The organism is Caulobacter segnis ATCC 21756 (genome assembly GCF_000092285.1).
Lineage (GTDB): Bacteria > Pseudomonadota > Alphaproteobacteria > Caulobacterales > Caulobacteraceae > Caulobacter > Caulobacter segnis.
This window is the reverse complement of the sequence record NC_014100.1, coordinates 1,061,091-1,086,488: the sequence shown is the minus strand read 5'-3', so window position 1 is coordinate 1,086,488 and position 25,398 is coordinate 1,061,091. Positions and strand designations below refer to the sequence as shown.

Here is a 25,398-nt window from a genome sequence, read left to right as displayed (position 1 = left end):
GCCGGCGCGGTCCCTCTGACTACAGAACCTAGTCCCACGCATAAAAGGTGCAATGGTTCTCGACCTAATCTTCACGCCCCGGCGAGCACTTCTTGCGGCCCCTTTTCGGCGCAATCGTGTCAATCGTCTTCAAGCAGTCGCTTCAGTCGCTCTTCCTCGTCCTGCGAAAGCTCTCCCTGCGCCGGTTCGCGTCGACGCAGGAGACCGATCATCAGGACGCCGCCGATCAGCAGGATCCCGATCGGAGCCAGCCACAGCACGGCGTTGCCGGCCGAGAACGGCGGCTTCAGTAGCACGAACTCGCCATAGCGCTCGACCAGGAACGCGCGGATTTCGCGATCGCTGCGGCCCGCCTTGACCTGCTCGCGGACAATTCGCCGCAGGTCGGCGGCCAGCTGGGCCTCGGAGTCGTCGATCGACTCGTTCTGACAGACCAGGCAGCGGACCTCGCGGAACAGGGCCCGCGCGTGGGCCTCCTGCGCCGGATCGGCCAGACGCTCGGACGGCTCGGACGCGCCGGCCATCAGGGCGATGGCGCAGAGGGCGACGGCGAACGCTTTGAAGATACTCCCCCGCGCCGCGGGGGAGCTGTCGCGGAGCGACTGAGGGGGCGAGCTGGACATATGTCGCATTAGCCCCCTCCGACCCTGTGGGCCACCTCCCCCGCATCGCGGGGGAGGATCTTGAAACGCCAGACACTCACGACACCGTCTCCTGCGTCCGACGCCCGACGCCCAGGCGCACCCGGCGGTCCGACAGCGAGACGGCGCCGCCGATGGCCATCAAGAGCGGCGCCAGGAAGATCAGCCGCACCCAGGGGTTCACATAGGCGCGGATCAGCCAGGCCGGCTTGCCGCCCTCGCCCGCCCGACGCTCGCCCATCACGACATAGATGTCGTCCAGCAGGCCAGGGCAGATCGAGACCTCCGAGGTGGTCTGGCCGCCGGTCGGATAGAAGCGGCGCTCGGGCGTGGCGCGGCAGACCACGCGGCCGGCCTTGTCGACCACGTCCACGACGCCGCGCTCGGCCAGGTAGTTGGGCCCCTCGACCGTACCGACCTTCTTCAGGGTCAGGGTGTAGGCGCCCAGCGGCTGGCTGTCATTCAGGCTGAGGGCTTGCGCCGCCTCGACGCGCCAGGCGGTCTCGAACGAGGCGCCCAGCACGAAGAGCCCCAGGCCGGCGTGGGCCAGGGTCGTGCCCCAGGCGCCGCGCGGCAGGCCGCGGGCGCGGCGGGCGCTCTCTGCGGCGGGGGCGCGGAACAGTTTCAGACGCTCGGACAGCTCCAGCAGCGCGCCGCCGATCAGCCAGAAGCCGACGACCAGACCGCCGCTGGCCAGGGCCTTGCGCGGCTGGACCACCGCGTAGGCGATCAGGCCCAGCACGACGGCGGCGGCCAGCACGACCCACAGCTTGCGGGCCACGCCGCCGGCGTCGCCGCGCTTCCAGGCCAGCAGCGGCCCGGCCGGCAGCACGGCGAAGGCCAGGATCATCAGCGGCACGAAGGTCAGGTTGAAGAACGGCGCGCCGACCGAGACGGCCTCGCCGTCCAGGGCCTCGCGGATCAGCGGAAACAGCGTGCCCAGCAGCACCACCGCCGTCGCCGTCGACAGCAGGATGTTGTTGAGCACGATGGCGCTCTCGCGGCTGATCGTGCGGAATTGGCCGCCGGGGTTCAGGGTCGGGGCGCGAAGGGCGAACAGCAGGAAGCCCGCGCCGGCCGCCACGCCCATCATGATCAGCAGCAAGACGCCGCGCGTCGGATCGACGGCGAAGGCGTGGACGCTGGTCAGCACGCCCGAGCGCACCAGGAAGGCGCCCAGCATCGAGAAGGTGAAGGCCGCCAGGGCCAGGAACGCCGTCCAGCCCGGCAGGGCGCCGCGCTTCTCGGTGACGATGGCCGAGTGCAGCAGGGCCGCGCCGATCAGCCAGGGCATGAAGCTGGCGTTCTCGACCGGGTCCCAGAACCACCAGCCGCCCCAGCCCAGCTCGTAATAGGCCCAGAAGGCGCCCAGGGTGATGCCGACGGTCAGCAGGCTCCAGGCCGCCAGGGTCCAGGGCCGCACCCAGCGCGCCCAGGCCGCGTCGATGCGGCCCTCGATCAGCGCCGCCAGCGACAGCGAATAGACCACCGAGAAGCCGACATAGCCGGCGTAGAGGAACGGCGGGTGGAAGGCCAGCGCCGGGTCCTGCAGCAACGGGTTCAGCGACCGCCCCTCGATCGGCGCGTCCAGCAGGCGCTCCATCGGGTTCGAGGCGAAGACGGTGTAGGCCAGGAAGAGCACGCCCAGCGCGCCCTGGATGGCGATGGCGTAGGACCTGAGGCGCGGCGGCAGGCTGTCGCCGAAGAAGGCCATGGCCGCGCCGTAGCCGGTCAGCACCAGGCACCACAGCAGCATGGAGCCCTCGTGGCTGCCCCAGGCGCCGGCCACCTTGTAGAGCATCGGCTTGGCGGTGTGCGAGTTGGCCGCCACGTTGGCGACCGAGAAGTCCGAGACCACGAAGGCGTGGATCAGGCAGGCGAAGGCGACGGCCACGGCCAGGAACACCGCGACGGCCGCGCCGCGTCCCGCGCCGGCCAGCACCACGGATCGCCGCGCGCCGCCGACCGCCGACAGGCCGGTCTGGGCGACCGACAGCGTCAGCGCCAGGACGAGGGCGAAGGCGCCAAGTTCGGTGATCATTGACGATCCTCCCCCTGTGGGGGAGGCGACCGAAGGTCGGAGGGGGGAGAGGCAGGGCGAGCAGAACTTCCCCCACCGTCGGCTGCGCCGACACCTCCCCCTTGGGGGGAGGATTTATCATAGGCCGGGGCGCCCGCGCCCTCGCCGCGCCACTCGCCCTGCTCCTTCAGCGCCTTTGACACTTCGCGCGGCATGTAGCGCTCGTCGTGCTTGGCCAGCACCTGCTTGGCGACGAAGACGCCTTGTTCGTTGAAGGTCCCCTCGGCGACGATCCCCTGCCCCTCGCGGAACAGGTCGGGCAGGTCGCCGTGATAGACGATCTTGGCGGTCGCCTTCTGGTCGGCGACCACGAACTCGACATTGCCGTCCGCGTGCTTGACCACGCTGCCGTGCTGGACGAGGCCGCCCAGCTGGACCTTGCGGCCCGGCTTGACGTGGGCCTCCTGGGCCTGGGCCGGCGTGTAGAACAGCGAGATGCTGTCGCGCATGCCGTACAGAGCCAGCCCGACGGCCAGGGCCAGCACCGGCGCGACGGCCAGCAGGATCGTCAGGCGCCGACGCGCCTTGCGGGACTTTGGTAGCAAGCTTTGGGGCCAGAAGCTCATTGCGCGGTCTTTTGCGGAGGCGTGTCAGCGGCCTGGCGCAGGGCCGCCAGCACCTTGGGCTGATCCTTGAAGCGAGCGGTGGCGGTCGCCAGCGCGGCGTCGCGCTTGGCGGTCTCGCCCAGCACGGCGTAGGCGCGGACCAGGCGCACCCAGCCGTCGGGATCGTCGGGCGACTGCGCCAGACGCGCGGCCAGGCCCTCGACCATGCCGGCGATCATGCCCTGCACCTGCGGGTTCTGGGCGGCGGCGGGCTCGGGCGCGGGCAGGCCGCCGGCGGCCTCGACCTCGGCGATCTCGCGGCCCAGCGCCGTGCGCGCCGGATCGTCGGCGGCGAGGCTGTTCAGCAGCGCGCGCCAGTCGCCGACACCGCCGGCCACGTCGCCCTCGGCGATGCGGGCCCGGCCCAGATAGTAGCGGGCGCGCAGGTCCTTGGGATCAGCTTTCAGCGCGCGATTGAAGGCCAGCTTGGCGTCGGCGCCGATGTCGCCCTTCGCTTCGATGACGAAGGTCTCGCCCAGGAGGCTCCAGATGTCGGCGCGGTTCGGGGCGCGATCCACGGCGCGGCGCAGGGCCTGCTCGGCCCCGGCCATGTCGCCGGAGGCGGCCCGGGCCTTGGCCAGGAACACCAACGGCTCGGCGTCATTGGGACGCTCGGCCGCGACCCCTTCCAGCACGGCGGCGATCTGGGCCGGCTGCAGGGTCGCCGGATCGGCGGCCTTCCATTCGGCGACGCGCTTCAGATAGGGCTGGTCGGAAAGCTCGGGCTGGCCAAGCCAGACATAGAGGCCGACGCCCGCGACGCAGGCCGCGCCGGCGATGGCGACCACCGCCTTGCGAACGGCCACGCCCCCACGCTCCCAGGTCTCGGCCTGGTCGGCGGCGGCCAGCAGGCCCCGCCCGGCCTCGGCGCGGGCGGCCTTCAGCTCGTCCTGGGCCAGGAGGCCATCCATGGCCAAGCGCTCGACCTCGGCCAGACGGCGGCGGTGCGGCTCCAGACGCGCCTGCGCGTCGTCGACGGGCCGAGCGCGCGCGGCCCCGCGCAGCACCAGCCCCGCGGTCACGGCCGACAGGCCCGTCGCGGCGATCCAGAATGCGATCATGTTGCGGGTGTTAGCTTGTTCTTACGCCGGCCGTTAGTGGGAAAAGCGCTTAAGGGGCGCAAAGCCTGGCCGTGGCTAGGCCGCGATCGCGGCGGCCGCCCGACGGCGGACGATCTCGGCGGTCTTGTCGTCGCGGGTGTAGGCGATGAAGCTGGCGGCGACGTCGAGATACTGCATGGCCAGGCCCGGATCGCCGCCGTCGCCGGTGCGGGCCACATGCAGCACGTCCTCGATATAGGGGTCGAGGCGGGCGTTCAGCTTCTCGAGGATCTTGAGGCGGCTGCTGCCGTAGCCGGCCTTGTCGGCGCAGGGACGCAGGTCCGCGATGAAGGCCAGGGCGCCGCGAGCACGCTCCAGCATGGCCTCGTCGGGCGGGGCGACCAGCTTGGCCACGCCCCGCGCGCCCTTCTTGGCCAGCATCGAGATCGGGCGGGTCGGCAGCGCCTTTTCCAGTTCGCGGTCGATCTGGTCCATGCGCAGGTCGCAGGCCTTGGCCATGGTCTGCTTGAAACGCGCCACGCGCCGGCCCCACGGACCGTCCTTGTTGAGGTCGACCGACTGCTGGAACTCGACGATCTGCAGTTGGACCTTCTGGGCGCGCTGGGCGGCGTCGCGGCCCGCCGTCTCGCCGCCGCCGAAGTCGAAGGTCTCGACATGGGCGATCGAAGCCTCGATGTCGGCCAGGAAGCGCTCGCCCAGCGCCTTGACCTCGGACGAAGCCAGATAGCGGTCGCTGGGCCGGTCCATCACGGCGGAGATCACCCGCAGGATGCGCCACGCGTCGGGCAGGTGGGCCGACAGGATGTCCAGCAGCAGCGGCCCGGCGTCCTCGCGGATGCGGCAGGCGTCCGTATAGGCCAGGCGCGCGGCGGCCGCGCGTTCGTCGGACATCCGGCTGACCCACTCCGACAGCCTGGGCAGGCAGGTGCGGACGATCGGCGCCAGCTGCAGGCACATGGCCAGCTCTTCGGGGTCGCACAGCGAGCGGACGCTGTCGAAGGCCGCGTTCTCGGGGTCGCGAAGGGCGGCCGCGCCGATCTTGCACAGCTCGTCGAAGACCGGAGGGGTCCCTTGCTCCAGGTCCCAGGGATTGCACTTGACCGCCGCTTCCTGCGCCTCGCGCGGCGCGATCCCGCGCAGCGCCCGCCAGGTTCGCGACAGCACGGGCGCGGGAAAGGCGATCGCTCCCTCTTCGCGCTTGGCGCACAGGGGCACGATGGGGGCCAGCACGTTGTTGCGGACGAAGCGGTTGGCGGTCTCGTCCTCGACCAGTTCGCGCACGGGCGCGAAGATGCTCTGGGCGCTGGTGCCCGCCAGGGCCAGCTCCAGGCTGCGCAGCGCCGCATCCGGCGCGGTTTCCACCAGCGTCCGGATCAGCTGCAGTTTATGGGCGGCTATGGCGGCCATGGTTCCCCATGTCGGCTCATGCAACCGACAGTTCCGTCAACCATGTTCAGGGGCAGGTTAAGGATTTCCGAAACGCCGTAAAAATCGCACTTCGGGTTAGCCAGCGCCACGCGCCGAAAACTCAACGCGGCAAGCGGTTTAGCCTGGCCTGGCCGCCGGGCGACACAGCGTCGCGATTGTCAGGTTTCGGCGCGCGGCAGGTCCAGGGCGACGCGCAACCCGCCCATCGGCGATTCACCAAGCTGGACCGAGCCGCCATAGGCGCGGGCCAGCTCGTCGACGATCGAGAGGCCAAGGCCCGAGCCCGGCGCGTTCTCGTCCAGCCGCTGACCGCGCTTGAGGGCCTGGGCCCGCTCCTCGGGCGGGAGGCCGGGACCGTCGTCATCGACGGTGACGATCATCCGCGCCTCGCCCGATGGCGCGGCGTCGACGCGGATCCTGCCGCGGCACCACTTGCCGGCGTTCTCCATGACGTTGCCCACCAGTTCGAGCAGGTCCTGCTTCTCGCCCTGGAAGGCCAGATCCTCGGGGCAACGCCAGTCGATCTCGATCCCCTGCCCTTCGGCCTTGTCCTGGAAGATGCGTTCCAGCGTCACGGCCAGCTCGTCCAGGATCGGCTCGACCGGCGTGCGCTCACCGCTGGTCTGCGAGCGCGCGGCGGCGCGGGCGCGGCGCAGGTGATGGTCGACCTGCTCGCGCATGGTCTGGGCCTGACGCTCGACCACCTCGGCCAGCTGGCCCGGCTGCTGGCTCGCCTCGGTCAGCATCACCGAGATCGGCGTCTTCAGCGCATGGGCCAGGTTGCCGACGTGGGTGCGCTGACGCTCGACCACTTCCTGGTTATGCGCCAGGAGAGCGTTGAGCTCGGTGGCCAGCGGCGAAAGTTCTTCAGGATAGACGCCCTCGACCCGCTCGGTCTTGCCGCGCCGCACCGAGGCGACCTCGCGGCGCAGGCGGAACAGCGGCTGCAGGCCAAAGCGCACCTGCACGACCATGCCCAGGATCAGGCCGCCGCCCAGGATCAGCAGGGCGAAGGCGGTGATGCGGGCGAAGCGGTCGGCGTCGTCGTCGATCGGCGAGCGGTCCTCGGCGGCCAGGAACACGACGGGATCCGGATAGCCCGGCAGGCGGGTCAGGATGGCGGCGGCGCGCAGCGGCTTGTCCTGCGGCCCGCGCATGTCGAAGTACTGGGTCTTGCCCGGCGCGGCGTCCAGCTGGTCGATCTGGGCCGAGGACAGCATCAGGTCGCTGTCGAACAGCGAGCGCGAGCGCTCGATCGGCTTCATCGCCCCGTCGGGCGACTTGTCCAGGATCACCCAGTAGCGGCCCGAATAGGCGCGCGTGGCCCGGATGTCGGTCAGGAACGGCGCTTTCAGCTGGCCCGCCTCGACCGTCGAGCCCGCGTAGAGATCGTCGGTCAGCACCGCCAGCGACTGGTCGAAGCGCCGGATGGCCGCGCCGCGGAACTGGGCGGTCAGGAAGACCCCGGCGATCACCACGACCAGCAGGGTCCAGATCCCGGCGATCAGGATCAGGCGGCGGACCAGCGAACGGCGGCGCAGGTCCAACAAAAGATTAGGCCGCGTCTTCGCCCGGCAGCGGCGCGAGGCGATAGCCCAGGCCCCGGACGGTCTCGATCCGCTCGGCGCCCAGCTTCTTGCGCAGGCGGCCGATGAACACCTCGATGGTGTTGCTGTCGCGGTCGAAGTCCTGGTCGTACAGGTGCTCGACCAGCTCGGTGCGGCCGATCACCCGCCCCTGGTGCATCATCATGTAGTGCAGCAGGCGGTATTCCAGCGAGGTCAGGCGCAGCGGCTCGCCATTGACGCTGGCGCGGGCGGCGCGCGGGTCCAGGCGCAAGGCGCCGCAGGACAGCGACGGGGCGGCGTGGCCGGCCGAGCGGCGCAGCAGGGCCCGCAGGCGCGCCAGCAGCTCTTCGGTGTGGAAGGGCTTGGCCAGATAGTCGTCGGCGCCCGCGTCGAAGCCGGCGACCTTGTCGCTCCAGGCGCCGCGCGCGGTCAGGATCAGGACCGGCGTGGCGATATTGCCCCGCCGCCAGCGCTCCAGCACCGAGACGCCGTCCACCTTGGGCAGGCCAAGATCGAGGATCACCGCGTCATACGGCTCGGTTTCGCCCAGGAACTGGGCTTCCTCGCCATCGGGCGCGTGGTCGACCGCGTAGCCGGCGTCGGCCAGGGCCAGCTTCAGCTGGCGCGTCAGATCGGGATCGTCTTCGACGAGCAGGATGCGCATGTTCTAAGAGACTCCTCAGCCCCCGCTCAGGATCTGGCCGGTCTCGGCGTCGACGATGAAGTCGATACGACGCCCGTCCGCCGTGGCCCAGCGAACGCGGTAGTTGCGGCCCTCGAGGCCGGCGTCCAGCACGCGGCCCGGCACGCGGCGCGCGATCATCTCGATCACCCGCGACAGCGGCACCAGCCGGCCCGACTGCACGCCGCCACGCGCCTCGTCCTGCTGCGCGCGCCAGTCGGCGCCCAGCGAGTCAGGACCGCGACGCTGCGCCGAGGCCGCGCCCGGAAGGGCGGCGGCCAGCGCGGCGGCGACGAGGATGACGCGGATCGTTTTCATGCTCTCCGGTCTAACGGAACGTGGCTGAATGGAGACTGAACGCCCAGCTTATGAACGGGCTGCGTCGTTCTGTCACGGCCGTACACGCTTTGCCGCCTCACATCGCGATGAGGCTTTTCCTCAGAGTCAGCTTCACCGTGCGGCCCAGCGGATCCAGGTAGTCGGCTTGATAGGCCTGAGGCGTCGCGCCCTTGGTGTCCCGAGCCACGGGGCGGCTGTAAAAGAGGTTGTCGGCCGCCAGGGTCACGCGCGCCCCGGCCAGCAAGGTCGTGGCGGGCCCGGCCTTCAGGTCGCGCGGCACCTCGTAGAAGGCCGACAGGTTGACCGTCGCCTGGTCCTCGAAGCGCAGGGCGCCGGTGGTGGGGCCCGTATCGATGACGCTGCCGCCGCGCCAGGCCCCGTTCAGGTTGACGCCCAGCCCCTGCCGGAAGGCGTTGACGCGGAAGGTCAGCTCCTCGCGCGGCTGGCCGCGACGGCTGGTGCTGGCGCCGTTCAGCAGATCCAGCGGCGGCAGGCCTTGGCGCAGGGTGGTCTCGTCGCGCAGCCGCAGCACGTAGTTCAGCGACAGCTGCACCTGGCCGGCGTTCTTGAGGTCCGGCTTGGCGCCCTTGGGCGCGCCGGGCTTCCGGCGGCCGAAGAAGCGGGTCAGGTTCAGGCCGCCGCGCAGCTCCTCGCGGTCGATGGCGTCGAAGTTCAGCGGCCGGCTGTCGATCGCCGTCAGCACCCCCTCGGCGTTGCGCGTGAAGCGCTCGGGGAAGGCCGCTTCCAGGGCCGGCGTCAGCAGCGGGAAGTTGGAGATCGGGTCTTCGATGTGAGTCAGCACATAGTTGGCGTTCAGCGTCAGGCGGGTCTCGCCGCCGTCACGCCCGATCGGTCGCAGATTGACGCCCGCCCGCAGCGTGCGCCGACGGTCGTTGGCCAGGGCGCGATTGCCGCCTTCGAGGCGACTGACGGTGACGCTCTGGCCCGTGGCGAAGTCGAACACCGTGACGCTGGGAGTCAGGACCACCGGATCGACGATCTGGTTGGCGTTCGGCGCGGACTGTTCCTCGTTCAGGCTGAGGTTCACGCTGACCAGATTGGCCGGCGACCATTGCAGCCCGGCGCCCAAGGCCAGGCGGTCCTTGAACGTCTCGATGTTGTAGCCGGCGTTGACGCTGGCGGTCAGCTCGCCCAGCACCGGCGCGACATCGTGCGAGCGACTGGCCAGGGGCAGGTCGATATCGCCCTGCAGCGTGATCGTGCGGCGATCGTAGTCGGTGCGCATCGGCGCGCCGTTGCGCAGGGCGTCGGACATCTGCTCGACCCGCTCCCCGCCCAGCTTCAGCGTCGAGGAGACCCGGCCGGCCGGGATCTCGGCGACGTCACCGTTGAGGACCAGTTCGGCCTTGGCGGTCCTGGAGCTCGACTTGGCCACGTCCTGGGCGTTGGCCTTGAGGAGGGCGCGGGGGATGGGGCCGAACGGGTTGACCGCCGGGTCGCCCGCCGCGACGGCCGCCTTCCAGGCGCTGGAATCGACGCCCCGGCCGGTGGTCGTCTCGTTGTCGTTGCGCTCGTACGTCCCGTTGAGGGACCAGCGCCAGTCCTGGACATAGCCGTTGGCGGCCATGGCCAGCTGACCCTTGAAGCTGTCCTGCTCGCGCAGCTGCGACCACGGCGCGTCCAGATACCGGTAGACGGTCACGTCCTGGGCGAACGGCGAGAACGGGCTCGCCGCCGGCAGCTTCACCGAGGTCGCGGGCAAGCCCAGGAAGCTGGTGCGCTTGGCGTCCTCCAGGTCCAGGCTGACGGTCAGCGCCACGCTGTGGGCGAGGTCCCGGGTGATGGCGGCCTTGACGTTCCCCTGGCCCAGCGACGGCAGCAGGCTGCGGTTGGCGGTGACGCCGCTCAGGTCCGGATCGCCGGCGCCCGCCGCGAAGGCCCCCAGCGGGACCGCGCCGCGCCAAGCCGCCTCCGGCGCGCGCGCCAGGGTGACGAGGCCGCCGGCGAGGGCCGAGAGAGCCGGGTCGATCTCCGCGCCGAACGATGCGCCGGCGACATTGCCGATCAGGCCGTAGGGCGAGGTCGCCGAGGGGACGCGGTAGATGTCGCGCTCGGCCTCGAACAGGGTCGACTCCTGGCGCCAGTCCAGGCCCACGGTCGTCCGCTCGTCGCCGGCCAGGCGGAAGGCGTCGCCGTCGAAGCGCTCGGCCGTGCGCCCCTCGCGGGTCGTCGCGGTCTCTTCCAGCTCGGCGGTCACGGACCGGAAGCGCTTGCGCAGGACGAAATTCACGACCCGCTGATTGGGTCGATAGCCATAGGCCAGCGCCGTGGCGGGCGGCAGCACGTCCATGCGCTCGATCGCCTGGCTGGGAAGGCCGCTGATCTCCTGGAAGCCCGAGATGCGCCGGCCGTTGGCCAGGTAGATCGGCGGCGGGGCGTCCGGTTCGCCGGTGGTGATTTCAGGCGCCAGCAGGGCGACCAGGTCCTCGATGGTGCTGGCCCCGGTGGCCTGGATCTCCGAGGCGTCGAGGGTCAGCTCGGGCTGGGCCGGGCCGTTGGCCTTGCCCCGCACGGCCTTGACCAGAAGCCCCTCGATCAGCGCGGTCTGCTCGCTCTCCGGCGGCGCCTGGGAAACCGGTGTCTCCTGAAGCGGGGCGGCGACCTGCATGAGCGCCAGTAGGCTGACCAGAACCATGGAGACGGACCCGTTCAGTTCGCTAGAGGGATAGGGATTCCCTAGGACGGGCGCGGCTTGGAGGCAAGCTTGGGAGGCGCGCCCAAAAGACGCTGCCGCTCCGCGACGCGGCGAAGCGTCATTTCCGCTTCGGCGTGTACGGCTTCTGGTCACGCCAGGCCTGGGCGAACTTCTCGAGGTCCTGGTCGATCGTCTCGGGAAGGGTCACGACGAGCCGCGCCAGGAGGTCGCCGCGCTTGCCCTTGGCGTCGGCGAAGCCGCGGCCCTTCAGGCGCAGGGTCTGGCCGCTGTTGCTGCCCTTGGGCACGTTCAGCATCACATTGCCGTCGGGGGTCGGGGCCTCGACCTTGCCGCCCAGCACCGCGTCGGGAACCGAGATCGGCAGGTCCATGACCAGCGCTTCGCCCTCGCGGCGATAGATCGGGTGCGGCTTGATCGCCAGTTCGATCATGGCGTCGCCCGCCCCGCCGCGTCCCGGGCCGCCCTGGCCTTTGAGGCGAAGAGTCTGGCCTTCCTGGGCGCCGGCCGGGATGGTCACGTCGATCGTGCGGCCGTCCGAGAAGGCCACGCGCTTCTTGCCGCCCTTGATCGCCTCTTCCAGGTCGATCTCCAGCTTGGCCTTGACGTCCGCGCCGCGCGGGGCGAAGCCGCCGGCCTGGCCGCCCCCACCGCCACCGAACGGACCGCGACCGCCGCCGAACATGCCGCCGAACAGGTCCGACAGGTCGATCTCGGCGCCCTCGTCGACGCGGAAGCCGCCGCGGCCGAAGCCGCCGGCGTTGAACGGCCCGTTGCCGGGCTGGCCGCCGAAGCCGCGCATGGTCTCGCGCCCATCGGCGTCGATCTGGCCCAGGTCGAACTTCTTGCGCTTCTCGGCGTCGCCCAGGATGTCGAAGGCCGCGCTGACCTGCTTGAACTTCTCCTCGGCCTTCTTGTCGCCGGGGTTGGCGTCAGGATGGTGCTGCTTGGCGAGCTTGCGGAACGCCTTGCGGATCTCGTCCGCGCTCGCGGTGCGGGAAACGCCGAGTTCCTGGTAGGGGTCACGCGCCAAGGAAGGTCCTCATCGAACTTGCGGGCAGGTTGGGGTAACGCCCTCCATCTAGAACGTCCAGCGCGGCGCGCAAGCCCTCATGTGGCATTTTTATCACAACCCTGTCATCGACACGGCGCCCCAGCCATGAAGGGCGTCGGCCTGGGCGACCTCGATCAGGGCCGCGAGCGACGGGGCGTCGGCGGTTCGCATCGCCGCCGTGTAGACGAACGCAGGCTCCGACAGCTCGACCTCGCGCAGCACCGCCGCGCCGTCCAGCACCCGGACACGATAGCGCTCGAGGCCCTCGACCAGCGGAACCTCGCCGGCCCAGACGTCGCCGCCGGCGCGGGCGCGGCGGATCCACGAGACCCGCAAATCGCCGCCGATCGCACGCGTCCGCAGATGCGCCGGCGCCAAGGGCCGCAGGGCTCGGCCGGTCCAGACGATCGTCGCCTGGCTCGTCCCCGCGCCCGCCGGAGGACCGCCCGCCGGCGCGGCGCGCACCGTCAGCGGCGCGCCGCGCTCGAAAGCCGCGACCTCCATCGGGACCACGGCCTCGTCCAGCAGCACCACGGGCGCGCCCGCCAAGACGGTCGTCTCGGTCGCCGCGCCGTCGCGCTGGCCGCGCAACAGGCCGGAGAGACGCCAGACGTCGGGCGACAGCAGCGCCGCGTCGCGGAAGCCGATCACCTCCCACGCGCCGTCGGCGGCCATGACCGCAAGAGCGTTGCGACCGGCCAGCATCGCGCCCAGCGGCGCCGAAGACAGGCTGTTCCCCTCCATTCGCACCGTCAGGCTCCCCGCCCGATCGAGGCGATGCGGCGAGGCGGGCGCGAAGTCGGTCAGGGTCACGCCCAGCGTCGCGGGCTGGCTCACCCGCGCCCGGACGCTGAGCGTGTCGAGATCGGCGCCGGCGTGGATCTCCAGCGGCCGCCAAGGCGCGCTCGCGGCGGCGACCAGCGGACGGGCGTCATCCGTCAACGCGCCGTTCGACGGCAAGTCCAGCACGCGCAGCGCCGGCGGCGGCGCGGGCTCGCGCGGCGGGGCCGGCGTCCAGTCGAGGCCGCCGGCCACGCCCTGCCCGGCCACGACCGGGACCAGGGTCGCACGGGGCCGCTCGTCGAGATCGAGCCGCGACACCCGCCAGGCGCCGCCGTCGTGGGCCAGGCGATCGCCGGGCTCCAGCCGCAACGCGGCCGAGGGCGACAGGTGAACGATCCGCGAGCGACGCGCGGCCTCGTCGGCGGCCAGCATCCGGCGGGCGCAGGCCTCGGCGTCGGGCGCGGCCAGGACGATCGGCGCGTCGGCGTCGCGCGTCCCCGCCCCCTGCTCGCGCCGCACGACGATCGCGCCCACCTGATAGTCGCGGCCGGCGTCCAGAAAGCGCAGGCGCAAGGTCTCGGCGGCGGGCTCCAGCACGCGGGTTTCGCGCTCGGTCACACCGTCGTCGGGTCGCACGAGGTCGGCCTCGGCCAGGGCGCCCGCCACGCGGCCCGAGCGGGCCATCATCCGCACGTGGTCGCCGCGCTCGACCGGATCCAGCGCGAAGGCCTCGGTCAGCGGCGAGAGGGCGTCGCGCAGGCGCATTGGCCGATCGACCACATAGCCGCCCACCGCCCCGCCGGCCTCACCCGGATCGATCGAAACCCCAGCGCGGGCGCCCAAGGCCCGGATCAGTTCGGGCAGCGGCGCGATCCCGGCGCGGCCCGTCAGCCAGTGGCCCAGGGTCCAGGAACTCCCATCCGCCCAGACGTCGGCGCGGGCCGGGAAGTCGGGGAACGGCCGCGCGTCCCAGCACCAGGCGCTGGCCGCCTCGATCATCGGCCCGCCATAGACCGGCGAGACCGGGTTGGCGCTCGGCTCGTCCAGCCAGGCCAGCACCGCCTCCAGGCAGCGCCTTTGGCCGAAGTCGTCGCGCTCGCCGGTCGAATACGGCGGCAGGAAACTCTCCGAGCTCTTCGGGTCGATGAAGAGGTTCGGCGAATTGCTTCCCTTGTCGACCGCCGGGCAGCCGAACTCGGTCAGGCGGATCGGCTTGGAGCGCGGAGCCCAGGCCGTCGGCGTCGCCGCGCGGACGCCGCCGGGGCGGTCGAAGTGCGCGTTGCTCCACCAGGCCTTCAGGTCCTTGGGCCGGAACATCCAGGCCTCGCCATGGGCGCCGTCGGTGATCGGGCTGCGGACCTGGGAGTCGCGCGCCGCTTGGCTCGGATAGTACCAGTCGAAGCCCTCGCCGCCGGTCAGGCCCGCGCGCAGATAGGTCGGATCGTGAGGGCCCAGGAAGCCGGCGGCGGCGTCCAGATGCGCCTCGCCCTCGCGCCAGTCGGTGATCGGCGGATACCAGTCGACGCCGATGAAATCGATGTTGGGATCGGCCCATAGCGGATCGAGGTGGAACACTGCGTGGCCCGTCCCGTCGGCGGGCTGGTGGCCGAAATACTCGCTCCAGTCGGCCGCGTAGCCGAGCTTGGGGGTCGCGCCCAGCACGCCGCGAACCTCGGCGGCCAGGCTCCTCAGCTTGGCGACCGCGGGATAGGTCCCGCCCGGCCCGCGCGTCGTGGTCATGCCGCGCAACTCCGAGCCGATGACGAAGCCGTCCACGCCGCCGGCTTGGGCCGCGAGACTGGCCTGGTGCAACACCATCCGGCGCAGGCCCCACTCACCGTCGAAGAAGGCGTTCACCTGGGCCGTCGCGGCCGCAGCACCATCCGCCCCCGTCTCGCAGGCGATCCGGCCACGCCAGGGATAGGCCGGCTGGCCCGGCGGCGTGTCCATCAGGATGAACGGATAGAGCGTGACCTTCAGCCCTCGCCGCTTCAGCTCGGCGATCGCCTGCAGCACCACCACGTCGGCCGGCGTGCCGCCATAGGCCGGTTTCCCGTCCTTCAGCGAGACGAGGTGCGCGCCGGAGCGATCGACGCCCGCCACGCTCCAGGCGACCGGCAAGGTGTCCTTGGCCGCCTGCTCGACGCCCGGCCGGATCTGGCACTGGCCACAGAGCAGGTCGGTCCCGAACCAGGCGACGACCAGGGTGACGTGATCGACGTTCGGCAGCTGCGCCTGCAGCTGGTCCAGCGCCACGACCAGATCGGCGCGGCCGTCAGCGTTATGGACGCTCTCGCTGGCGGTGCGGGTCAGGCCCTCGCGGCGCAGGACCGCCTCGGTCGCATAGACGAACTCGCCCGCGCCTGGGATCAGGCAGACCCCGCGCAGCCGCTCCTCCAGCCCCGGCGGATCGCCCGGCGCGCGCGGCCGCCGGAACACCTCGAACGACAGCTGCGGCGGGCGGTTTCCGAACGCCTCTAGGGGCAGATCCTCGAAGACCACATAGGCGACGCCGCGATAGGCCGGCGCCAGGCCTTCGATGGCGGCGATCAGCGGATCGGGCGCCTGGTCCTCGGTCCCCAGATGCACGCGCATCGTCGCGCTCGAGAGGTCCATGACCCGTCCATCGGCCCAGACCCGGCCGACGCCATCGATCGGCCCCTCGGCCACCGCCACGGCGAACGACAGGCTGTAGGCGTACGAGGTCGTCTTCTGGCCCTTGGAGCCGCCGACGCGCCCCTCGACCCGCTTCTCGCGGAAGCGCGCGGCCCAGATCACCTGGCCGCCGACCCGCGCGCGACCGAACACGCACGGCAGGGCCGCGCCCTCGGCGGCGCCGGTCAGGCGCAGCTCCGGAATGCGCGGACCGACCTGCCGCGCGGGCGACAGCGCCGACAGCGCGGCCTGGTCGACCGCCGCGCCCACCGCCGCCCCGGCCACGGCGCCCAGCGGCCCGCCGATCGCCGCGCCGACGCTGGAGAGGATGACTTGAGCCATGGGATGCTCCTCAGACGGAGGGAAAACGGAACACCGCGACCAGACGCTCGCGCCACCAGCGCCCCAGGGCGCTCTCGACGCAGGCGCGGCCCCAGTAGGCGTGGATCATCCGGTCGGGTCCGGACTGGATCGCGCAGTGCTTGGCCACCGCCCCGGGCGCCATGCGGAAGACCAGGACGTCGCCGGGACGGGCGCCGGACAGCGGGACCGGCGCCAGCCAGCGGGCGAACGCCTCGAGCAGGAGCTCCCGCTCGCCGACCTCGGCCCAGTCGGGGCGGTAGGGCGGCGGAGCTTCCGGCTCGACGCCGTGAATCGCCCGCCAGACGCCACGCACCAGCCCCAGGCAGTCGCAGCCCGCGCCGAGGGTCGAGGCCTGGTGACGGTAGGGGGTTCCGAGCCAGAGGCGGGCTTGGGTGACGACGAGATCCTCCCCCGCGCTGCGGGGGAGGTGGCCCAGAGGGCCGGAGGGGGCGAGCTGGGCATCCGCCGCGCTTGCCCCCTCAGTCGCTCCGCGACAGCTCCCCCGCATCGCGGGGGAGCATCTATGCGCCCTCACCGCCGCCCGCCGTCGTTGCGCTCGCCCTCGACGGGGTACAGCGTCAGGAAGTCCTCGCCGGGCGCGGTCGGGAAGCCTCGAAAATTGACGCCATTGGCGAACGCGCCGACGCAGGTCGCCCAGCGCTTGTCGCAGGTCGCGCCGGGATGGGCGGAGAGATCGACGCCGCAGCGCGGATCGCCCAGTCGCGCGTCGCACAGCCGCGTGAAGGTCCGCCCCGCCACCCGCTCCAGCGCCGCCGCCGGTCCGGCCAGGGTCGCCTTGAACGCCCGCCCCTCGCGGCTGAGCGCGGCGATCGTCGCGGTCCACAGCCGCACGAGACGGCTCGGCGCGCTCCAGTCCACGCGCAGGGCGAAGACCTTGGCGCCGTCATAGAGCCCGGCGTCGAGGTCGACCTCCGAGATTCCCGCGTCGTCCAGCACGCCCAAGGCCGCCGCCTGCCCCGGCGCATAGCCGACGCCGGCCTCGCTGGCGCCTGGGCTCCAGCCGCCACTGGCCTTGCAGGCCACGCCGTCGACGACGAGGTCTTGGTCGTGATCGGTGAAGCCCAGCTTCACGCCGTCGGCCCGTTCGACGATCCAGGCGTGACACAGGCGGGCCAGGTCCAGCCCTTCGGGAAGCGCCCGCATCAGTCACGCACCTCGATGAGCGCGCAGGCGCTGACGCGTCCGGCGGCGAAGCCTTCGAGCGTGATGTCCAGCCGGTCGGTGTCGAAGCGCACCGGCGTGTCGAACTCGAACCCCGCCGTCACCGCCGCGCCGGCGGCCGGCGCGGTCGACAGCGTGACAAGGCCGGTCGCGACATCGACCGAGAAGGCGCCCGCCGCCAGCACCACGCCCGCCACCGCGACCTTGACCGTCCCGGCCACCGGCTTGGCGATCGGTCGCGCCAGGGCGGTCGGTCCCGCCCCGTAGACCTTGGTCAGTTCGAAGATCTTGCGGCTTCCGTCACCCGTCCCGATCCGCTGGTCGGTCGCGGCCGGCTGGGCCGAGGGCGCGCAGGACTTGAAGTCGGCCGGGTCGCGAAACCGGAACCCCGCCAGCCGCCCTCGCCGCGCCTCGAAGAAGGCCAGAAGCTCGGCCAGCTCATCCAGAGGGCGAGCGGCGGTGGCGATCAGGTAGCGGCGGCGACCGCGCGCCCAGGCGCTGGTCCGCTGCTCGGCGCCCGAGGCCAGGGCGACGATGTCGGTGCGCCATTCGACGCCGCCGGCGCAGCCGAAGGCGAGACGCGCGGGCAGGCGCGCTTCATGGAACTCGCTCATGGCGATCCTCACGAAAAGGTTTTGCGAAATTTGACGGGAACGCGCGCCAAGACCGGCCAAACGCCATTAAGTCTTGGTCATGACCCGCTTTTCACTTCATTGGCGGGTCTTCGGCTCCTACCTATGGAGTCGAGATTGGAGACCGATATGGATTGGAAGACCCTGTTCCTGTCGCCGGAAGGCCGCATCGGCCGGCAAGCGTTCTGGATCGGCTGGCTCGTCCTGCTGGGCGTCAACATGGCCGTGGGCTGGCTGCCCGTGATCGGCAACATCATCGCCTTGGCCACGATCTATTCCAGCGTCTGCATCCATTCCAAGCGCCTGCACGACATGGGTCAGACCGGCTGGTGGCAGGTGCTGCCGTGGGTGTTGGGTCCGGTCCTGATCATGGGCTCGGCCTTGTCGGTCGGCGTCCTGCCGGCCATCGCGGCCCTGACCAGCGGCGAGCCCGAGATCGCGGCCCTGACCGCGCTGGGCGGCTTCTTCGTCTCGTGCTTCATCGCCTTCGCGATCTGGCTGGCCTTCACCCTGTGGGTCGGCTGCAGCCTGGGCCAGCCCAACGACAACAGGTACGGCTCGCCCCCGCCCAACACGACCGCCGTGGCGCTGTAGGGATCGAGGAGCCCGCGCGCCCACGCTTGTCCGCCGAAGCGCTAGGGGGCCCGACGGGCGTCGCGCTTGCCTGACCAGCTGATGAACATGGTGCAGCGCTCGCTCAGGCAACCGTCGACATGCGGCTGTTCGCCAGGCTGGAACCAGTAACTGCCGGGGCCCAGCGGCTTGGCGCCGGCCTCCTCGCCGGCCTTGGCGTGGGTCATCACGCCCTCGACCACGACGAGCCGATAGTCCGACGAGTGGACGTGGGGCACGCCTTGTCCGCGGGAAAAGCGCATCAGCATATCGGACGGGCCGGCGGCCGGATCACCGCGCAGAACGGCGATCTGAGGCCCATTCGGGTTGCGCGGATCTATGGGCGCGAAGCGGGCGTCGTCGATCGCGATGGTTACGGGCGCCGCCTGCACGGCCATGGCCAAAAACATCGGCGTCAAAGCCATAGCCCGCCTCGTCGCTAGAAAAGACGCCACGACTATACAGCGCCTCGCGCCGCTGTCTCCGGTCGTCCTCATCGCCCAGGCGCTTCGAGCGTCTCTACAGCCTCCGCGCCCCCAAGCTGACCGCCCGGGCCAGAGCCTGGGCGATCTGGGCGTCGGAGCGGATCAGGCCCTGAGCCTCGCCGCCCTGGACGTTGATCGTCACCGACACCCCGCCGCCTGAGACGGGTTCGATGCTCCCCGTCGAGGCCGGGCGGAACACCTCCGGCCCGCGCTCGCCGACCAGATAGGCGCCGCCGGGCAGCACCGGGCCGCCGTCGGCCCTGGCGCCCGCAAAGCTCTTCGACAGCGCCTCGGTAAGGCCCCCGCCCTTCAGCGCCGCCCCGGCCGCGCCGAGGACCGCGCGGGCCAGCTCCGCCAGCGACACCTGCCCATCGGAAGCCGCCCGCGACAGCGAGCGGACCAGCGACGCCCCGGCGCGGGCGAAGGCGTCGTCGATCGAGCGCGCCGCCCGCTCGGCGGGCGCCTTCAGGGCGTCCAGGGCGGCGGCGGCCTCGGCGGCCCGGGCGGGCACGGCGGACAGATCGTTCTTGGAAAAGCCGTCTTGCTCGAAGCTCATGGCGGGGTCTCCTCGTCGGGATAGCGGGCGATCAGGGCGGAGAGGTCGGCGCGGGACGGCGCTAGCGCGGGCGGCGCTTCCGTCAGCGCCCGCCATTCCTTCAGCGACAGGCGCCAGAAGGTCTCGGGCGACAGCCCCAGCGACACCGCCAGACGCAGCGGCGCGGACCAGGCGCTCACGCGCAGGCCACGAGGGCGGCGGCCAGGGCCGAGGCGGCCTCCGGGACGGTGGCGCGGACGGCGATTTCGGGCGCCTCCCCGCCGCCCTCCAGCAGCGCGGCCAGCACGGCGGACAGGTCGGCGGCGCTGAGCGTGGCGATGCGATCGGGCAGTTGAGACCAGTCGGCGAGGCCAAGCGCGGCCTCGATGCGCGCCAGAGCGCCCAGGGTCAGGCACAGACGTCGCGGCGCGCCGGCCAAGGTCACGACGACCTCGCCGCGCGCGGGGTTGGGCGGGAGCATGGATGGGGGTCCTTTCAGGAGCGCCCCCTCCGTCTCGTCGCGTATCCGCGCCGATCCACCTCCCCCGTTGCACGAGGGAGGATGAACACCCTCCTCACCCGCGACGCGGGGGAGGTGGCGCGATGCGAAGCATCGTGACGGTGGGGGCGCTGGCTGATCCTAGATCGCCGTGAACGTTACCGCCCCGGCGCTGGCCAGGCTGATGGCGAAGGCGGCCTCGCCGTCGTGCTCCCCGGCGTACTCGAGGGCCGCGACGAGGAAAGGGCCCTCCAGCTGGCCGAAGTCGGGGATCACCAGCCGCCAGGTCCGCGCCGACTGGTCGAAGAAGCTCGTCCGCACCTGGGCGTCCGAGGGCGCGTCGCGGAAGATCCCCGAGCCCGACACGGCCACCGACTTCACCCCCGCCCCCGCCAGCAGCTCGCGCCAGCGGCCGGCGCTGTCGCTGTCGGTGGCGTCGATGGTCTTGGCGTTGAGGCTGAGCGTGCGCGCGCGCAGGCCCGCGACGGTGTGGAAGGTCGGGCTCGCGGCCCCGTCGCTGATCTTCAGCAGCATGTCCTTGCCGGCTTGGGCGGCCATGGGGAGCTCCTTGTCCTAAAGGGTTTCGGTGACCGCCCGCACGCGGACGATCCCGAGCGTGGTCTCGCGATCGGCGCCGGTGAAGCAGTCGGCGTAGGGGACGCGCAGGGTGACGAGCCGCCGGCCGCTGAGCGTCGGCCGGGCGTCGTGCAACGCCGCGCGGACGGCGGCGACCAGGGCCCGCGCCTCCTCCGGCCCGCCGAAGCGACTGGCGCAGGTCAGGGTCAGCAGGTGTTCGATCGCGTCGCCCTCGGAGAGCGGACGCCCCTCGGACCGCGTGACGACGACGCAGGGATAGGTCGGCAGCCGCGGGGCGGTGGCGTAGATCCGCTGGCCGGCGACAGCGGTGACGGCGGGCGCGGCCTTCAGCGTCGCGACCAGGGCGTCGATCAGGGGCTTGTCGGTCACAGCCGGGCCTTTCGGTAAGGGGTCAGCCACGGCTCGACGAGGGCCAGCGAGGGCTCTCCCCCGTTCTCGCTTAGAGAGCCACGATGCTCGTAGGCGTGGGCGACCAGGGTGAGGACGGCCAGGCGCAGCGGCGCGGGGCTCGCGGCGGTCAGGGCGAGCCCGGCCGCGGCCGCGACGCGGGCCTCGGCGGCGTCGATCAGGAGGGTGAGGACCGTATCTTCCGCGGCGTCGGAGACGCGCAGGAACGCCCGGGCCTCGGCCAGGGTGAGGGATTGGGGCATGGGGGGCTTTCGAAAAGGGAGCGCCCCCTCCGTCACGGCGCGTATCCGCGCCGCGCCACCTCCCCCGCTTCGCGAGGGAGGATGGGGGACTTTCATCCTCCCCCGTGCAAACGGGGGAGGTGGATCGCCGCGCGCGCGGCGAGACGGAGGGGGCGCTAGGGACGACTAGCTCGCCGCGAACTTCAGCAGCTTGATCGCGTCGAAGTTCTGCACGCCGCCGCCGACGCGCTTGGTGGTGTAGAAGAGGACGTGCGGCTTGGCCGAATACGGGTCGCGCAGCACGCGCACGCCGGCGCGGTCGACGATCAGGTAGCCCTTCTCGAAGTCGCCGAACGCCACGGCCAGGGCGTTGGCGGCCACGTCGGGCATGGCCTCGATCTCGGTGACCGGGAAGCCGAGCAGGCTCGCCGACTGGCCCGGCTGCAAGGCCGCGTTCCAGATGTAGTTGCCCTGGCTGTCCTTGAACTTGCGCACGGCGCTGACCGTGCGGCGGTTCATCACGAAGCGGCCGTTCTGGCGGTACTGGGTCTTGGTCGCGTAGATCAGGTCGATCAGCTTGTCGGTCGGGTTGGACGCCGTCCAGCCGCCGGCGACGCCGGTGGCCAGGTAGCCCACCTGCCCCCACGTGTAGCTGGCGTCCGGCGCGGCGGTGTAGGCGAGCAGGCCCTTGGGCTTGTTGACCCCGTCGCCGCTGATGAAGGCGGACGTCTCCTGGGCGGCGAAGGCGTCCTGCACCTCCTCGGCCAGCCACTCGTCGATGCTGACATAGGCGTCGTCCAGCAGGGCCTGGGTCGCGGCCGGGCTGGCGTAGAGTTCGCCGGCCGGGAAGTCGATGACGTCCAGGGTCGGGGCCGTGGTCTCGGGCCGCGCGGCGGTCTCGGCCACCCAGGCGGCGGCCAGGCCCGTGGGCGAGACCGGCTTGCGGAAGGTCCCGGCGCCGATGGTGCGCACCTGGCAGATCTCGCGCATGGGCGAAGTGGCCGCCAGGCGACGCAGGATCAGCCGCTCCAGCTCCGGCGGGGCGACATAGCCGCCGGCCGTGGCCGTTCCTTCCGACAGCCCCTTGGCTTCGAGCAAAGCCGCCGGCGTCTCGCCGGTCTTCACATAGCGGTCGAAGGCGGCCTTGCGCTCGTCGACATGCGCCTGGGGCGCATCAGCCGAAAGAGAAGGCCGGCGCAGGTCGGACAGGATGCGGTCCAGGCGGTCCTGGGCGCGCGAGACGGCCTCGTCGATGCGGCCGACCTTCTCCTCCAGCAGGACGTCGGCCCGCTTGGTCTCGATGGCCGCCAGGCGCGCGTCATTGGCGGCCTTGAAGCTCTCGAACGCGGTCAGGACGTCAGCCAGCGCCGCGCGGGCCTCGGGCGAGGCCGCGTGTTTGGTTTCCTTCATGGGGTTCTCCGAGAAGAGGTGACAGATGCTCCCCCGCGATGCGGGGGAGCTGTCGGCGAAGCCGACTGAGGGGGCTAACTGGACGATGCCGAGCTCGCCCCCTCCGGCCCTCTGGGCCACCTCCCCCGCGACGCGGGGGAGGATCTCCTATTGCCAGCCTCGCGCCTTCACGCGACGCTGACGCCATGCCTGACCGCGCCACGCCGAACCTTCCGTCCAGCGACTTCGACGCCACCGAGAGCTTCTATGCGTCCCTCGGCTTCGAGCGGGCCTCGCGCGACCCGGGCTGGATGGTGCTGGAGCGCGGCAGACTCACGCTGGAGTTCTTCCCGTTCCCGGGCCTGAAGCCGGATCGGAGCAACTTCGCCTGCTGCCTGCGCCTGGACGACCTCGAAGGTTTCTACGCGGTCTGCCTGGAGGCCGGGATCGAGGAGAAGGCCGAGGGCTTCCCCCGCCTCCACCCGCCCGGCGACAAGAAGCTCATGGCCGCCCTGATCGACCCGGACGGCACCTTGCTCAGGCTGATCCGGAACTGATCTTCAGCCGAGCGTCCGGCAGCATCGGGAAGGTGACGATCGACACCTCCCACAGCTCCACGCGGGACAACACGCGCAGGCGGCCCTGGGTGCGCGCCTTCACCTGACGAAAGCCGATCGACAGTCCGTCCAGCGCGCCGGCCTCGACCAAGGCGGCGACGAGCCTACCGCGTGGCGTGGCCCGCAGGATGCGCCCGCGCACGAACAGGCCCTTGGCGTCCTCGACGACCTCGTCCCAGACGCCGATCGGTTCGGCCTCGTCGTGCTGGTGCAGCATCGTCACGGGCGCCCCGGCCGCCAGGCTCTCGGCGAAGGCGCCGGCGGCGGTGACGTCGTCATTGAGGTCGCGGGTCCAGAACAGGGACGCGTAGCCTTCGATCTTCAGGGCCTCGTCGGTCATCGGCTGCGCTCCAGCTTGGCTTCGATGCGGTTCAGCGACTGGCGGGTGGCGTCGGCCTGGGCCTCCAGGCGCGCCAGGCGCTCGGCGACCGGGGCCTGGGCCTCGAGCCGGCGCTGCATCTCGTCGATCCGCGCCGAGGCCTTGCCGGCCCACAGCAGGGCGGCGGCGGCCTGCAGCGCCACGGCGACCAGCACGGCGGCCGAGACCTGCCGGTCCAGCCGCCAGCGGGTGACCGCGCCGCTCAATGCTCCAGCCCCGCCAGCCGCCGACGCTCGGCGTCGGTGAGGAAGGACGCGGTCTCCAGCCGGCTCCACAGGGCGTCGCGCTCGGCCGACAGGGCCGGGACGGCGTCGAGGTCGGGGGCGATCCGCGCGCCGGGGAACTTCACGGCCAGCCAGGCGGTCAGGGCCCGCGCCGCCCGCTCGGCCAGCGGAACCACCGTCCCGCGCCAGAAGGCGGCGTTGGCCTCGCGGTAGTTGGCGTAGGTGTTGTCGCCGGGGATGCCGAGCAGTTGCGGCGGGACCCCGAACGCCAGGGCGATCTCGCGGGCGGCGGCGTGCTTGCCCTCGGTGAAGTCCATCTCGGCCGGCGTCAGCGACATGGCCCGCCAGTCGAGACCGCCCTCCAGCAACAGCGGCCGGCCGGCGTTGGCCTGGCCGGAATGGGCGTTGGCCAGCTCGGTCTTCAGCCGGTCGAACTGCTCGTCGGTCAGGCGATCGCCGGCGTCCTTCGACGAATAGACCAGCGCGCCGGAGGGCCTGGCCGAGTTGTCCAGCAGCGCCTTGTTCCAGGCGCTGGAGGCGTTGTGCACGTCGATCGCGAAAGCCGCCGCTTCGAGCGGCGAAAAGCCGTAGTGGTCGCTGGTCGGGTTGAAGAGCTTCAGGTGCAGCACCGGCAGCCAGCCGTCGCCGTCGCGGCCGATGCGGACCGTGCGCCCGGCGGCTTGATAGTCATAGGCCAGCGGCCAGCCGCGCGGTCCGGGGACTACGGTCATCCGGTCGGGGCGCAGGGCGTAGAGCTCGGCGGGCTGGGCGTCGCCCGCCGCTTCCAGATAGCCGTTGCCGGCGACCTGCAGGTTCCCGAAGAACGCCTCCATCAGATCCGGCCCGCCCTGCTCGGGATTGGGGCGATCGAGCAGGCGCTTGAGCGGATGATCGTCGGCGCGACGGCCCTCGACGAACACCGCCAGCGGCGTCGCGGCGGCAGCCTCGGCGATCATACGGACGCAGCGATAGGCGACGGGGTTCTTGGCGAACCCCTCGGCGGCCAGCGCGCCATAGTCCCGCGGCGTCCACTGCGGCCGCCCACCGGTGGTCAGCGCGATCAGCCGCGCGGCGCGGGAGTCCTTGCGCTCGGGCGGGCGCGGTTTGGGGAAGAGCATGGGGTGGCGCTCCGGGAAGGTTGAGAACAAAACAGGAACAATGTAGGATTGAGCGGACATCCTTCTTCCCCCTCCGGGGGAGGAGGGCCGCAGGCCCGGAGGGGGCAAGTCAGGGAGTTCGCGATGTCAGCGCCCAAGGCGACGGTGGCCAATGCGCGCCGCCTCAGGAAGGAAATGTCGAAGCCGGAAATGAACCTGTGGCACGCGCTCAGGCGCGGCGGCCTGGACGGCCACAAGTTCCGCCGCCAGCATCCGATCGGGCCCTATGTGCTCGATTTCTACTGCGCGGCGCTGCGCTTGGCGGTCGAGGTGGATAGCTACGCGCACTGCGTCGGGTCGAGGCCAGGGCGAGACCTGGCCAGAGATCGGTGGCTCCTCGCGCAGGGCGTCCGCACACTGCGGATTCCTGCGCACGAGGTCATGGCGTCCGTGGACGACACGCTCTCGACAATCCGAGAATACATCACTCACATGCCCCCTCCGGATGCTGCGCATCCTCCTCCCCCGAAGGGGGAAGAAGGATCGCGCGCCTTCCGCCACCTCCGGGGGCGGACGACCGCGCGATAG

Annotated in this window: 26 protein-coding genes and 4 pseudogenes; 5 read left to right on the top strand and 25 right to left on the bottom strand. The window is 71.6% G+C overall.

Annotated features, from left to right (window positions below):
- Window positions 1–119: 119 nt before the first annotated feature.
- The 14 genes and pseudogenes from CSEG_RS05065 to CSEG_RS05000 form a co-directional block, all read right to left on the bottom strand.
- The gene (locus tag CSEG_RS05065) at window positions 120–632 is read right to left on the bottom strand and encodes a cytochrome c-type biogenesis protein (protein ID WP_013078183.1); all 513 of its coding nucleotides are present in this window, start codon (window positions 630–632) and stop codon (window positions 120–122) included.
- A gap of 67 nt (window positions 633–699) precedes the next feature.
- Complete coding sequence (locus tag CSEG_RS05060) at window positions 700–2,682, bottom strand: heme lyase CcmF/NrfE family subunit (protein WP_013078182.1); 1,983 nt, start codon at window positions 2,680–2,682, stop codon at window positions 700–702.
- A 104-nt stretch (window positions 2,683–2,786) separates the two neighbouring features.
- Window positions 2,787–3,287 (bottom strand): annotated as a pseudogene (gene ccmE, locus CSEG_RS05055) (cytochrome c maturation protein CcmE); the annotation flags it as partial.
- Window positions 3,284–4,387 carry a c-type cytochrome biogenesis protein CcmI gene (ccmI, locus tag CSEG_RS05050; protein ID WP_013078180.1) on the bottom strand — a complete coding sequence of 368 codons (1,104 nt, stop codon included), beginning with the start codon at window positions 4,385–4,387 and terminating at the stop codon, window positions 3,284–3,286. The pseudogene ccmE and the gene ccmI, both read right to left, overlap by 4 nt.
- A gap of 75 nt (window positions 4,388–4,462) precedes the next feature.
- Complete coding sequence (locus tag CSEG_RS05045) at window positions 4,463–5,794, bottom strand: hypothetical protein (protein ID WP_013078179.1); 1,332 nt, start codon at window positions 5,792–5,794, stop codon at window positions 4,463–4,465.
- A gap of 179 nt (window positions 5,795–5,973) precedes the next feature.
- Window positions 5,974–7,365 carry an ATP-binding protein gene (locus CSEG_RS05040; RefSeq protein WP_041538204.1) on the bottom strand — a complete coding sequence of 464 codons (1,392 nt, stop codon included), beginning with the start codon at window positions 7,363–7,365 and terminating at the stop codon, window positions 5,974–5,976.
- Between the two features lie 4 nt (window positions 7,366–7,369).
- A complete protein-coding gene (locus tag CSEG_RS05035; RefSeq protein WP_013078177.1) occupies window positions 7,370–8,047 on the bottom strand; it encodes a response regulator transcription factor in 678 nt (225 codons plus the stop codon).
- A gap of 15 nt (window positions 8,048–8,062) precedes the next feature.
- Window positions 8,063–8,383, bottom strand: coding sequence for a PepSY domain-containing protein (locus CSEG_RS05030; protein WP_013078176.1), 321 nt, complete (start codon window positions 8,381–8,383; stop codon window positions 8,063–8,065).
- 97 nt (window positions 8,384–8,480) lie between these two features.
- A complete protein-coding gene (locus CSEG_RS05025; protein WP_013078175.1) occupies window positions 8,481–11,060 on the bottom strand; it encodes a porin family protein in 2,580 nt (859 codons plus the stop codon).
- A 118-nt stretch (window positions 11,061–11,178) separates the two neighbouring features.
- Window positions 11,179–12,111, bottom strand: coding sequence for a DnaJ C-terminal domain-containing protein (locus CSEG_RS05020; RefSeq protein ID WP_013078174.1), 933 nt, complete (start codon window positions 12,109–12,111; stop codon window positions 11,179–11,181).
- A gap of 93 nt (window positions 12,112–12,204) precedes the next feature.
- Window positions 12,205–15,912 carry a baseplate multidomain protein megatron gene (locus tag CSEG_RS05015; RefSeq protein ID WP_013078173.1) on the bottom strand — a complete coding sequence of 1,236 codons (3,708 nt, stop codon included), beginning with the start codon at window positions 15,910–15,912 and terminating at the stop codon, window positions 12,205–12,207.
- Between the two features lie 10 nt (window positions 15,913–15,922).
- Window positions 15,923–16,441: a C40 family peptidase gene (locus CSEG_RS05010; protein WP_013078172.1), complete on the bottom strand. Its 519-nt coding sequence runs from the start codon at window positions 16,439–16,441 to the stop codon at window positions 15,923–15,925.
- A 23-nt stretch (window positions 16,442–16,464) separates the two neighbouring features.
- A complete protein-coding gene (locus tag CSEG_RS05005) occupies window positions 16,465–17,097 on the bottom strand; it encodes a baseplate hub domain-containing protein (RefSeq protein ID WP_013078171.1) in 633 nt (210 codons plus the stop codon).
- A complete protein-coding gene (locus CSEG_RS05000) occupies window positions 17,097–17,729 on the bottom strand; it encodes a DUF2460 domain-containing protein (protein ID WP_013078170.1) in 633 nt (210 codons plus the stop codon). The genes CSEG_RS05005 and CSEG_RS05000 overlap by 1 nt, the downstream gene beginning before the upstream one ends.
- A gap of 147 nt (window positions 17,730–17,876) precedes the next feature.
- Between CSEG_RS05000 and CSEG_RS04995 the strand changes: the two genes are divergently transcribed.
- A complete protein-coding gene (locus CSEG_RS04995) occupies window positions 17,877–18,341 on the top strand; it encodes a DUF805 domain-containing protein (protein WP_013078169.1) in 465 nt (154 codons plus the stop codon).
- A gap of 41 nt (window positions 18,342–18,382) precedes the next feature.
- Here CSEG_RS04995 and CSEG_RS21455 read toward each other — a convergent pair whose 3' ends face one another.
- From CSEG_RS21455 to CSEG_RS04975, 4 genes are all read right to left on the bottom strand, one after another.
- Entirely contained in the window at window positions 18,383–18,784 is a 402-nt protein-coding gene (locus CSEG_RS21455; protein ID WP_013078168.1) for a DUF4437 domain-containing protein, read from the bottom strand.
- A 94-nt stretch (window positions 18,785–18,878) separates the two neighbouring features.
- Complete coding sequence (locus CSEG_RS04985) at window positions 18,879–19,400, bottom strand: hypothetical protein (protein WP_013078167.1); 522 nt, start codon at window positions 19,398–19,400, stop codon at window positions 18,879–18,881.
- Window positions 19,397–19,579: a phage tail assembly chaperone gene (locus CSEG_RS04980; protein ID WP_013078166.1), complete on the bottom strand. Its 183-nt coding sequence runs from the start codon at window positions 19,577–19,579 to the stop codon at window positions 19,397–19,399. Before CSEG_RS04980 ends, CSEG_RS04985 begins: the two co-directional genes overlap by 4 nt.
- Window positions 19,576–19,860 carry a GTA-gp10 family protein gene (locus tag CSEG_RS04975; RefSeq protein WP_013078165.1) on the bottom strand — a complete coding sequence of 95 codons (285 nt, stop codon included), beginning with the start codon at window positions 19,858–19,860 and terminating at the stop codon, window positions 19,576–19,578. The genes CSEG_RS04980 and CSEG_RS04975 overlap by 4 nt, the downstream gene beginning before the upstream one ends.
- 16 nt (window positions 19,861–19,876) lie before the next feature.
- Here CSEG_RS04975 and CSEG_RS23205 point away from each other — a divergent pair.
- Window positions 19,877–20,017: pseudogene (locus CSEG_RS23205) on the top strand (hypothetical protein); the annotation flags it as partial.
- A 2-nt stretch (window positions 20,018–20,019) separates the two neighbouring features.
- Here CSEG_RS23205 and CSEG_RS04970 read toward each other — a convergent pair.
- The 3 genes from CSEG_RS04970 to CSEG_RS21890 are packed head-to-tail and all read right to left on the bottom strand — an operon-like array spanning window position 20,020 to window position 21,125.
- On the bottom strand, window positions 20,020–20,436 hold the full coding sequence (locus CSEG_RS04970; RefSeq protein WP_013078164.1) for a phage major tail protein, TP901-1 family: 417 nt from the start codon (window positions 20,434–20,436) through the stop codon (window positions 20,020–20,022).
- A 15-nt stretch (window positions 20,437–20,451) separates the two neighbouring features.
- A complete protein-coding gene (locus tag CSEG_RS21895; RefSeq protein WP_013078163.1) occupies window positions 20,452–20,844 on the bottom strand; it encodes a DUF3168 domain-containing protein in 393 nt (130 codons plus the stop codon).
- On the bottom strand, window positions 20,841–21,125 hold the full coding sequence (locus CSEG_RS21890) for a head-tail connector protein (protein WP_013078162.1): 285 nt from the start codon (window positions 21,123–21,125) through the stop codon (window positions 20,841–20,843). The genes CSEG_RS21895 and CSEG_RS21890 overlap by 4 nt, the downstream gene beginning before the upstream one ends.
- Here CSEG_RS21890 and CSEG_RS23720 point away from each other — a divergent pair.
- Window positions 21,126–21,209 (top strand): annotated as a pseudogene (locus tag CSEG_RS23720) (hypothetical protein); the annotation flags it as partial.
- Window positions 21,210–21,290: 81 nt separating this feature from the next.
- Here the strand turns inward: CSEG_RS23720 and CSEG_RS04955 are convergent.
- Window positions 21,291–22,514: a phage major capsid protein gene (locus tag CSEG_RS04955; protein WP_013078161.1), complete on the bottom strand. Its 1,224-nt coding sequence runs from the start codon at window positions 22,512–22,514 to the stop codon at window positions 21,291–21,293.
- Between the two features lie 185 nt (window positions 22,515–22,699).
- On the opposite strand from CSEG_RS04955, the gene CSEG_RS04950 reads away from it, so the two are divergent.
- Window positions 22,700–23,050 (top strand): VOC family protein, encoded by a 351-nt coding sequence (locus CSEG_RS04950; protein WP_013078160.1) that lies wholly within the window; start codon window positions 22,700–22,702, stop codon window positions 23,048–23,050.
- Here CSEG_RS04950 and CSEG_RS04945 read toward each other — a convergent pair.
- The 3 genes and pseudogenes from CSEG_RS04945 to CSEG_RS04935 all read right to left on the bottom strand — a co-directional run bounded on the left by CSEG_RS04945 (window position 23,031) and on the right by CSEG_RS04935 (window position 24,983).
- Window positions 23,031–23,450, bottom strand: coding sequence for an HK97 family phage prohead protease (locus CSEG_RS04945; protein ID WP_013078159.1), 420 nt, complete (start codon window positions 23,448–23,450; stop codon window positions 23,031–23,033). The two genes, CSEG_RS04950 and CSEG_RS04945, sit on opposite strands and share 20 nt — an antisense overlap.
- Complete coding sequence (locus CSEG_RS04940; RefSeq protein ID WP_013078158.1) at window positions 23,447–23,695, bottom strand: hypothetical protein; 249 nt, start codon at window positions 23,693–23,695, stop codon at window positions 23,447–23,449. Before CSEG_RS04940 ends, CSEG_RS04945 begins: the two co-directional genes overlap by 4 nt.
- Window positions 23,692–24,983 (bottom strand): annotated as a pseudogene (locus CSEG_RS04935) (phage portal protein). The gene CSEG_RS04940 and the pseudogene CSEG_RS04935 overlap by 4 nt, the downstream one beginning before the upstream one ends.
- Between CSEG_RS04935 and CSEG_RS04930 the strand changes: the two are divergent.
- Window positions 24,955–25,398 (top strand): endonuclease domain-containing protein, encoded by a 444-nt coding sequence (locus tag CSEG_RS04930; RefSeq protein WP_013078156.1) that lies wholly within the window; start codon window positions 24,955–24,957, stop codon window positions 25,396–25,398. The pseudogene CSEG_RS04935 and the gene CSEG_RS04930 sit on opposite strands and share 29 nt — an antisense overlap.

Coding starts and splice junctions, on each gene's coding strand:
- CSEG_RS05065 (WP_013078183.1), bottom strand. CDS start 632: ATGCGACATATGTCCAGCTCGCCCCCTCAGTCGCTCCGCGACAGCTCC.
- CSEG_RS05060 (WP_013078182.1), bottom strand. CDS start 2,682: ATGATCACCGAACTTGGCGCCTTCGCCCTCGTCCTGGCGCTGACGCTG.
- ccmI (WP_013078180.1), bottom strand. CDS start 4,387: ATGATCGCATTCTGGATCGCCGCGACGGGCCTGTCGGCCGTGACCGCG.
- CSEG_RS05045 (WP_013078179.1), bottom strand. CDS start 5,794: ATGGCCGCCATAGCCGCCCATAAACTGCAGCTGATCCGGACGCTGGTG.
- CSEG_RS05035 (WP_013078177.1), bottom strand. CDS start 8,047: ATGCGCATCCTGCTCGTCGAAGACGATCCCGATCTGACGCGCCAGCTG.
- CSEG_RS05030 (WP_013078176.1), bottom strand. CDS start 8,383: ATGAAAACGATCCGCGTCATCCTCGTCGCCGCCGCGCTGGCCGCCGCC.
- CSEG_RS05025 (WP_013078175.1), bottom strand. CDS start 11,060: ATGGTTCTGGTCAGCCTACTGGCGCTCATGCAGGTCGCCGCCCCGCTT.
- CSEG_RS05015 (WP_013078173.1), bottom strand. CDS start 15,912: ATGGCTCAAGTCATCCTCTCCAGCGTCGGCGCGGCGATCGGCGGGCCG.
- CSEG_RS05010 (WP_013078172.1), bottom strand. CDS start 16,441: ATGCGGGGGAGCTGTCGCGGAGCGACTGAGGGGGCAAGCGCGGCGGAT.
- CSEG_RS05005 (WP_013078171.1), bottom strand. CDS start 17,097: ATGCGGGCGCTTCCCGAAGGGCTGGACCTGGCCCGCCTGTGTCACGCC.
- CSEG_RS05000 (WP_013078170.1), bottom strand. CDS start 17,729: ATGAGCGAGTTCCATGAAGCGCGCCTGCCCGCGCGTCTCGCCTTCGGC.
- CSEG_RS04995 (WP_013078169.1), top strand. CDS start 17,877: ATGGATTGGAAGACCCTGTTCCTGTCGCCGGAAGGCCGCATCGGCCGG.
- CSEG_RS21455 (WP_013078168.1), bottom strand. CDS start 18,784: ATGGCTTTGACGCCGATGTTTTTGGCCATGGCCGTGCAGGCGGCGCCC.
- CSEG_RS04985 (WP_013078167.1), bottom strand. CDS start 19,400: ATGAGCTTCGAGCAAGACGGCTTTTCCAAGAACGATCTGTCCGCCGTG.
- CSEG_RS04975 (WP_013078165.1), bottom strand. CDS start 19,860: ATGCTCCCGCCCAACCCCGCGCGCGGCGAGGTCGTCGTGACCTTGGCC.
- CSEG_RS04970 (WP_013078164.1), bottom strand. CDS start 20,436: ATGGCCGCCCAAGCCGGCAAGGACATGCTGCTGAAGATCAGCGACGGG.
- CSEG_RS21890 (WP_013078162.1), bottom strand. CDS start 21,125: ATGCCCCAATCCCTCACCCTGGCCGAGGCCCGGGCGTTCCTGCGCGTC.
- CSEG_RS04955 (WP_013078161.1), bottom strand. CDS start 22,514: ATGAAGGAAACCAAACACGCGGCCTCGCCCGAGGCCCGCGCGGCGCTG.
- CSEG_RS04950 (WP_013078160.1), top strand. CDS start 22,700: ATGCCTGACCGCGCCACGCCGAACCTTCCGTCCAGCGACTTCGACGCC.
- CSEG_RS04945 (WP_013078159.1), bottom strand. CDS start 23,450: ATGACCGACGAGGCCCTGAAGATCGAAGGCTACGCGTCCCTGTTCTGG.
- CSEG_RS04930 (WP_013078156.1), top strand. CDS start 24,955: ATGTCAGCGCCCAAGGCGACGGTGGCCAATGCGCGCCGCCTCAGGAAG.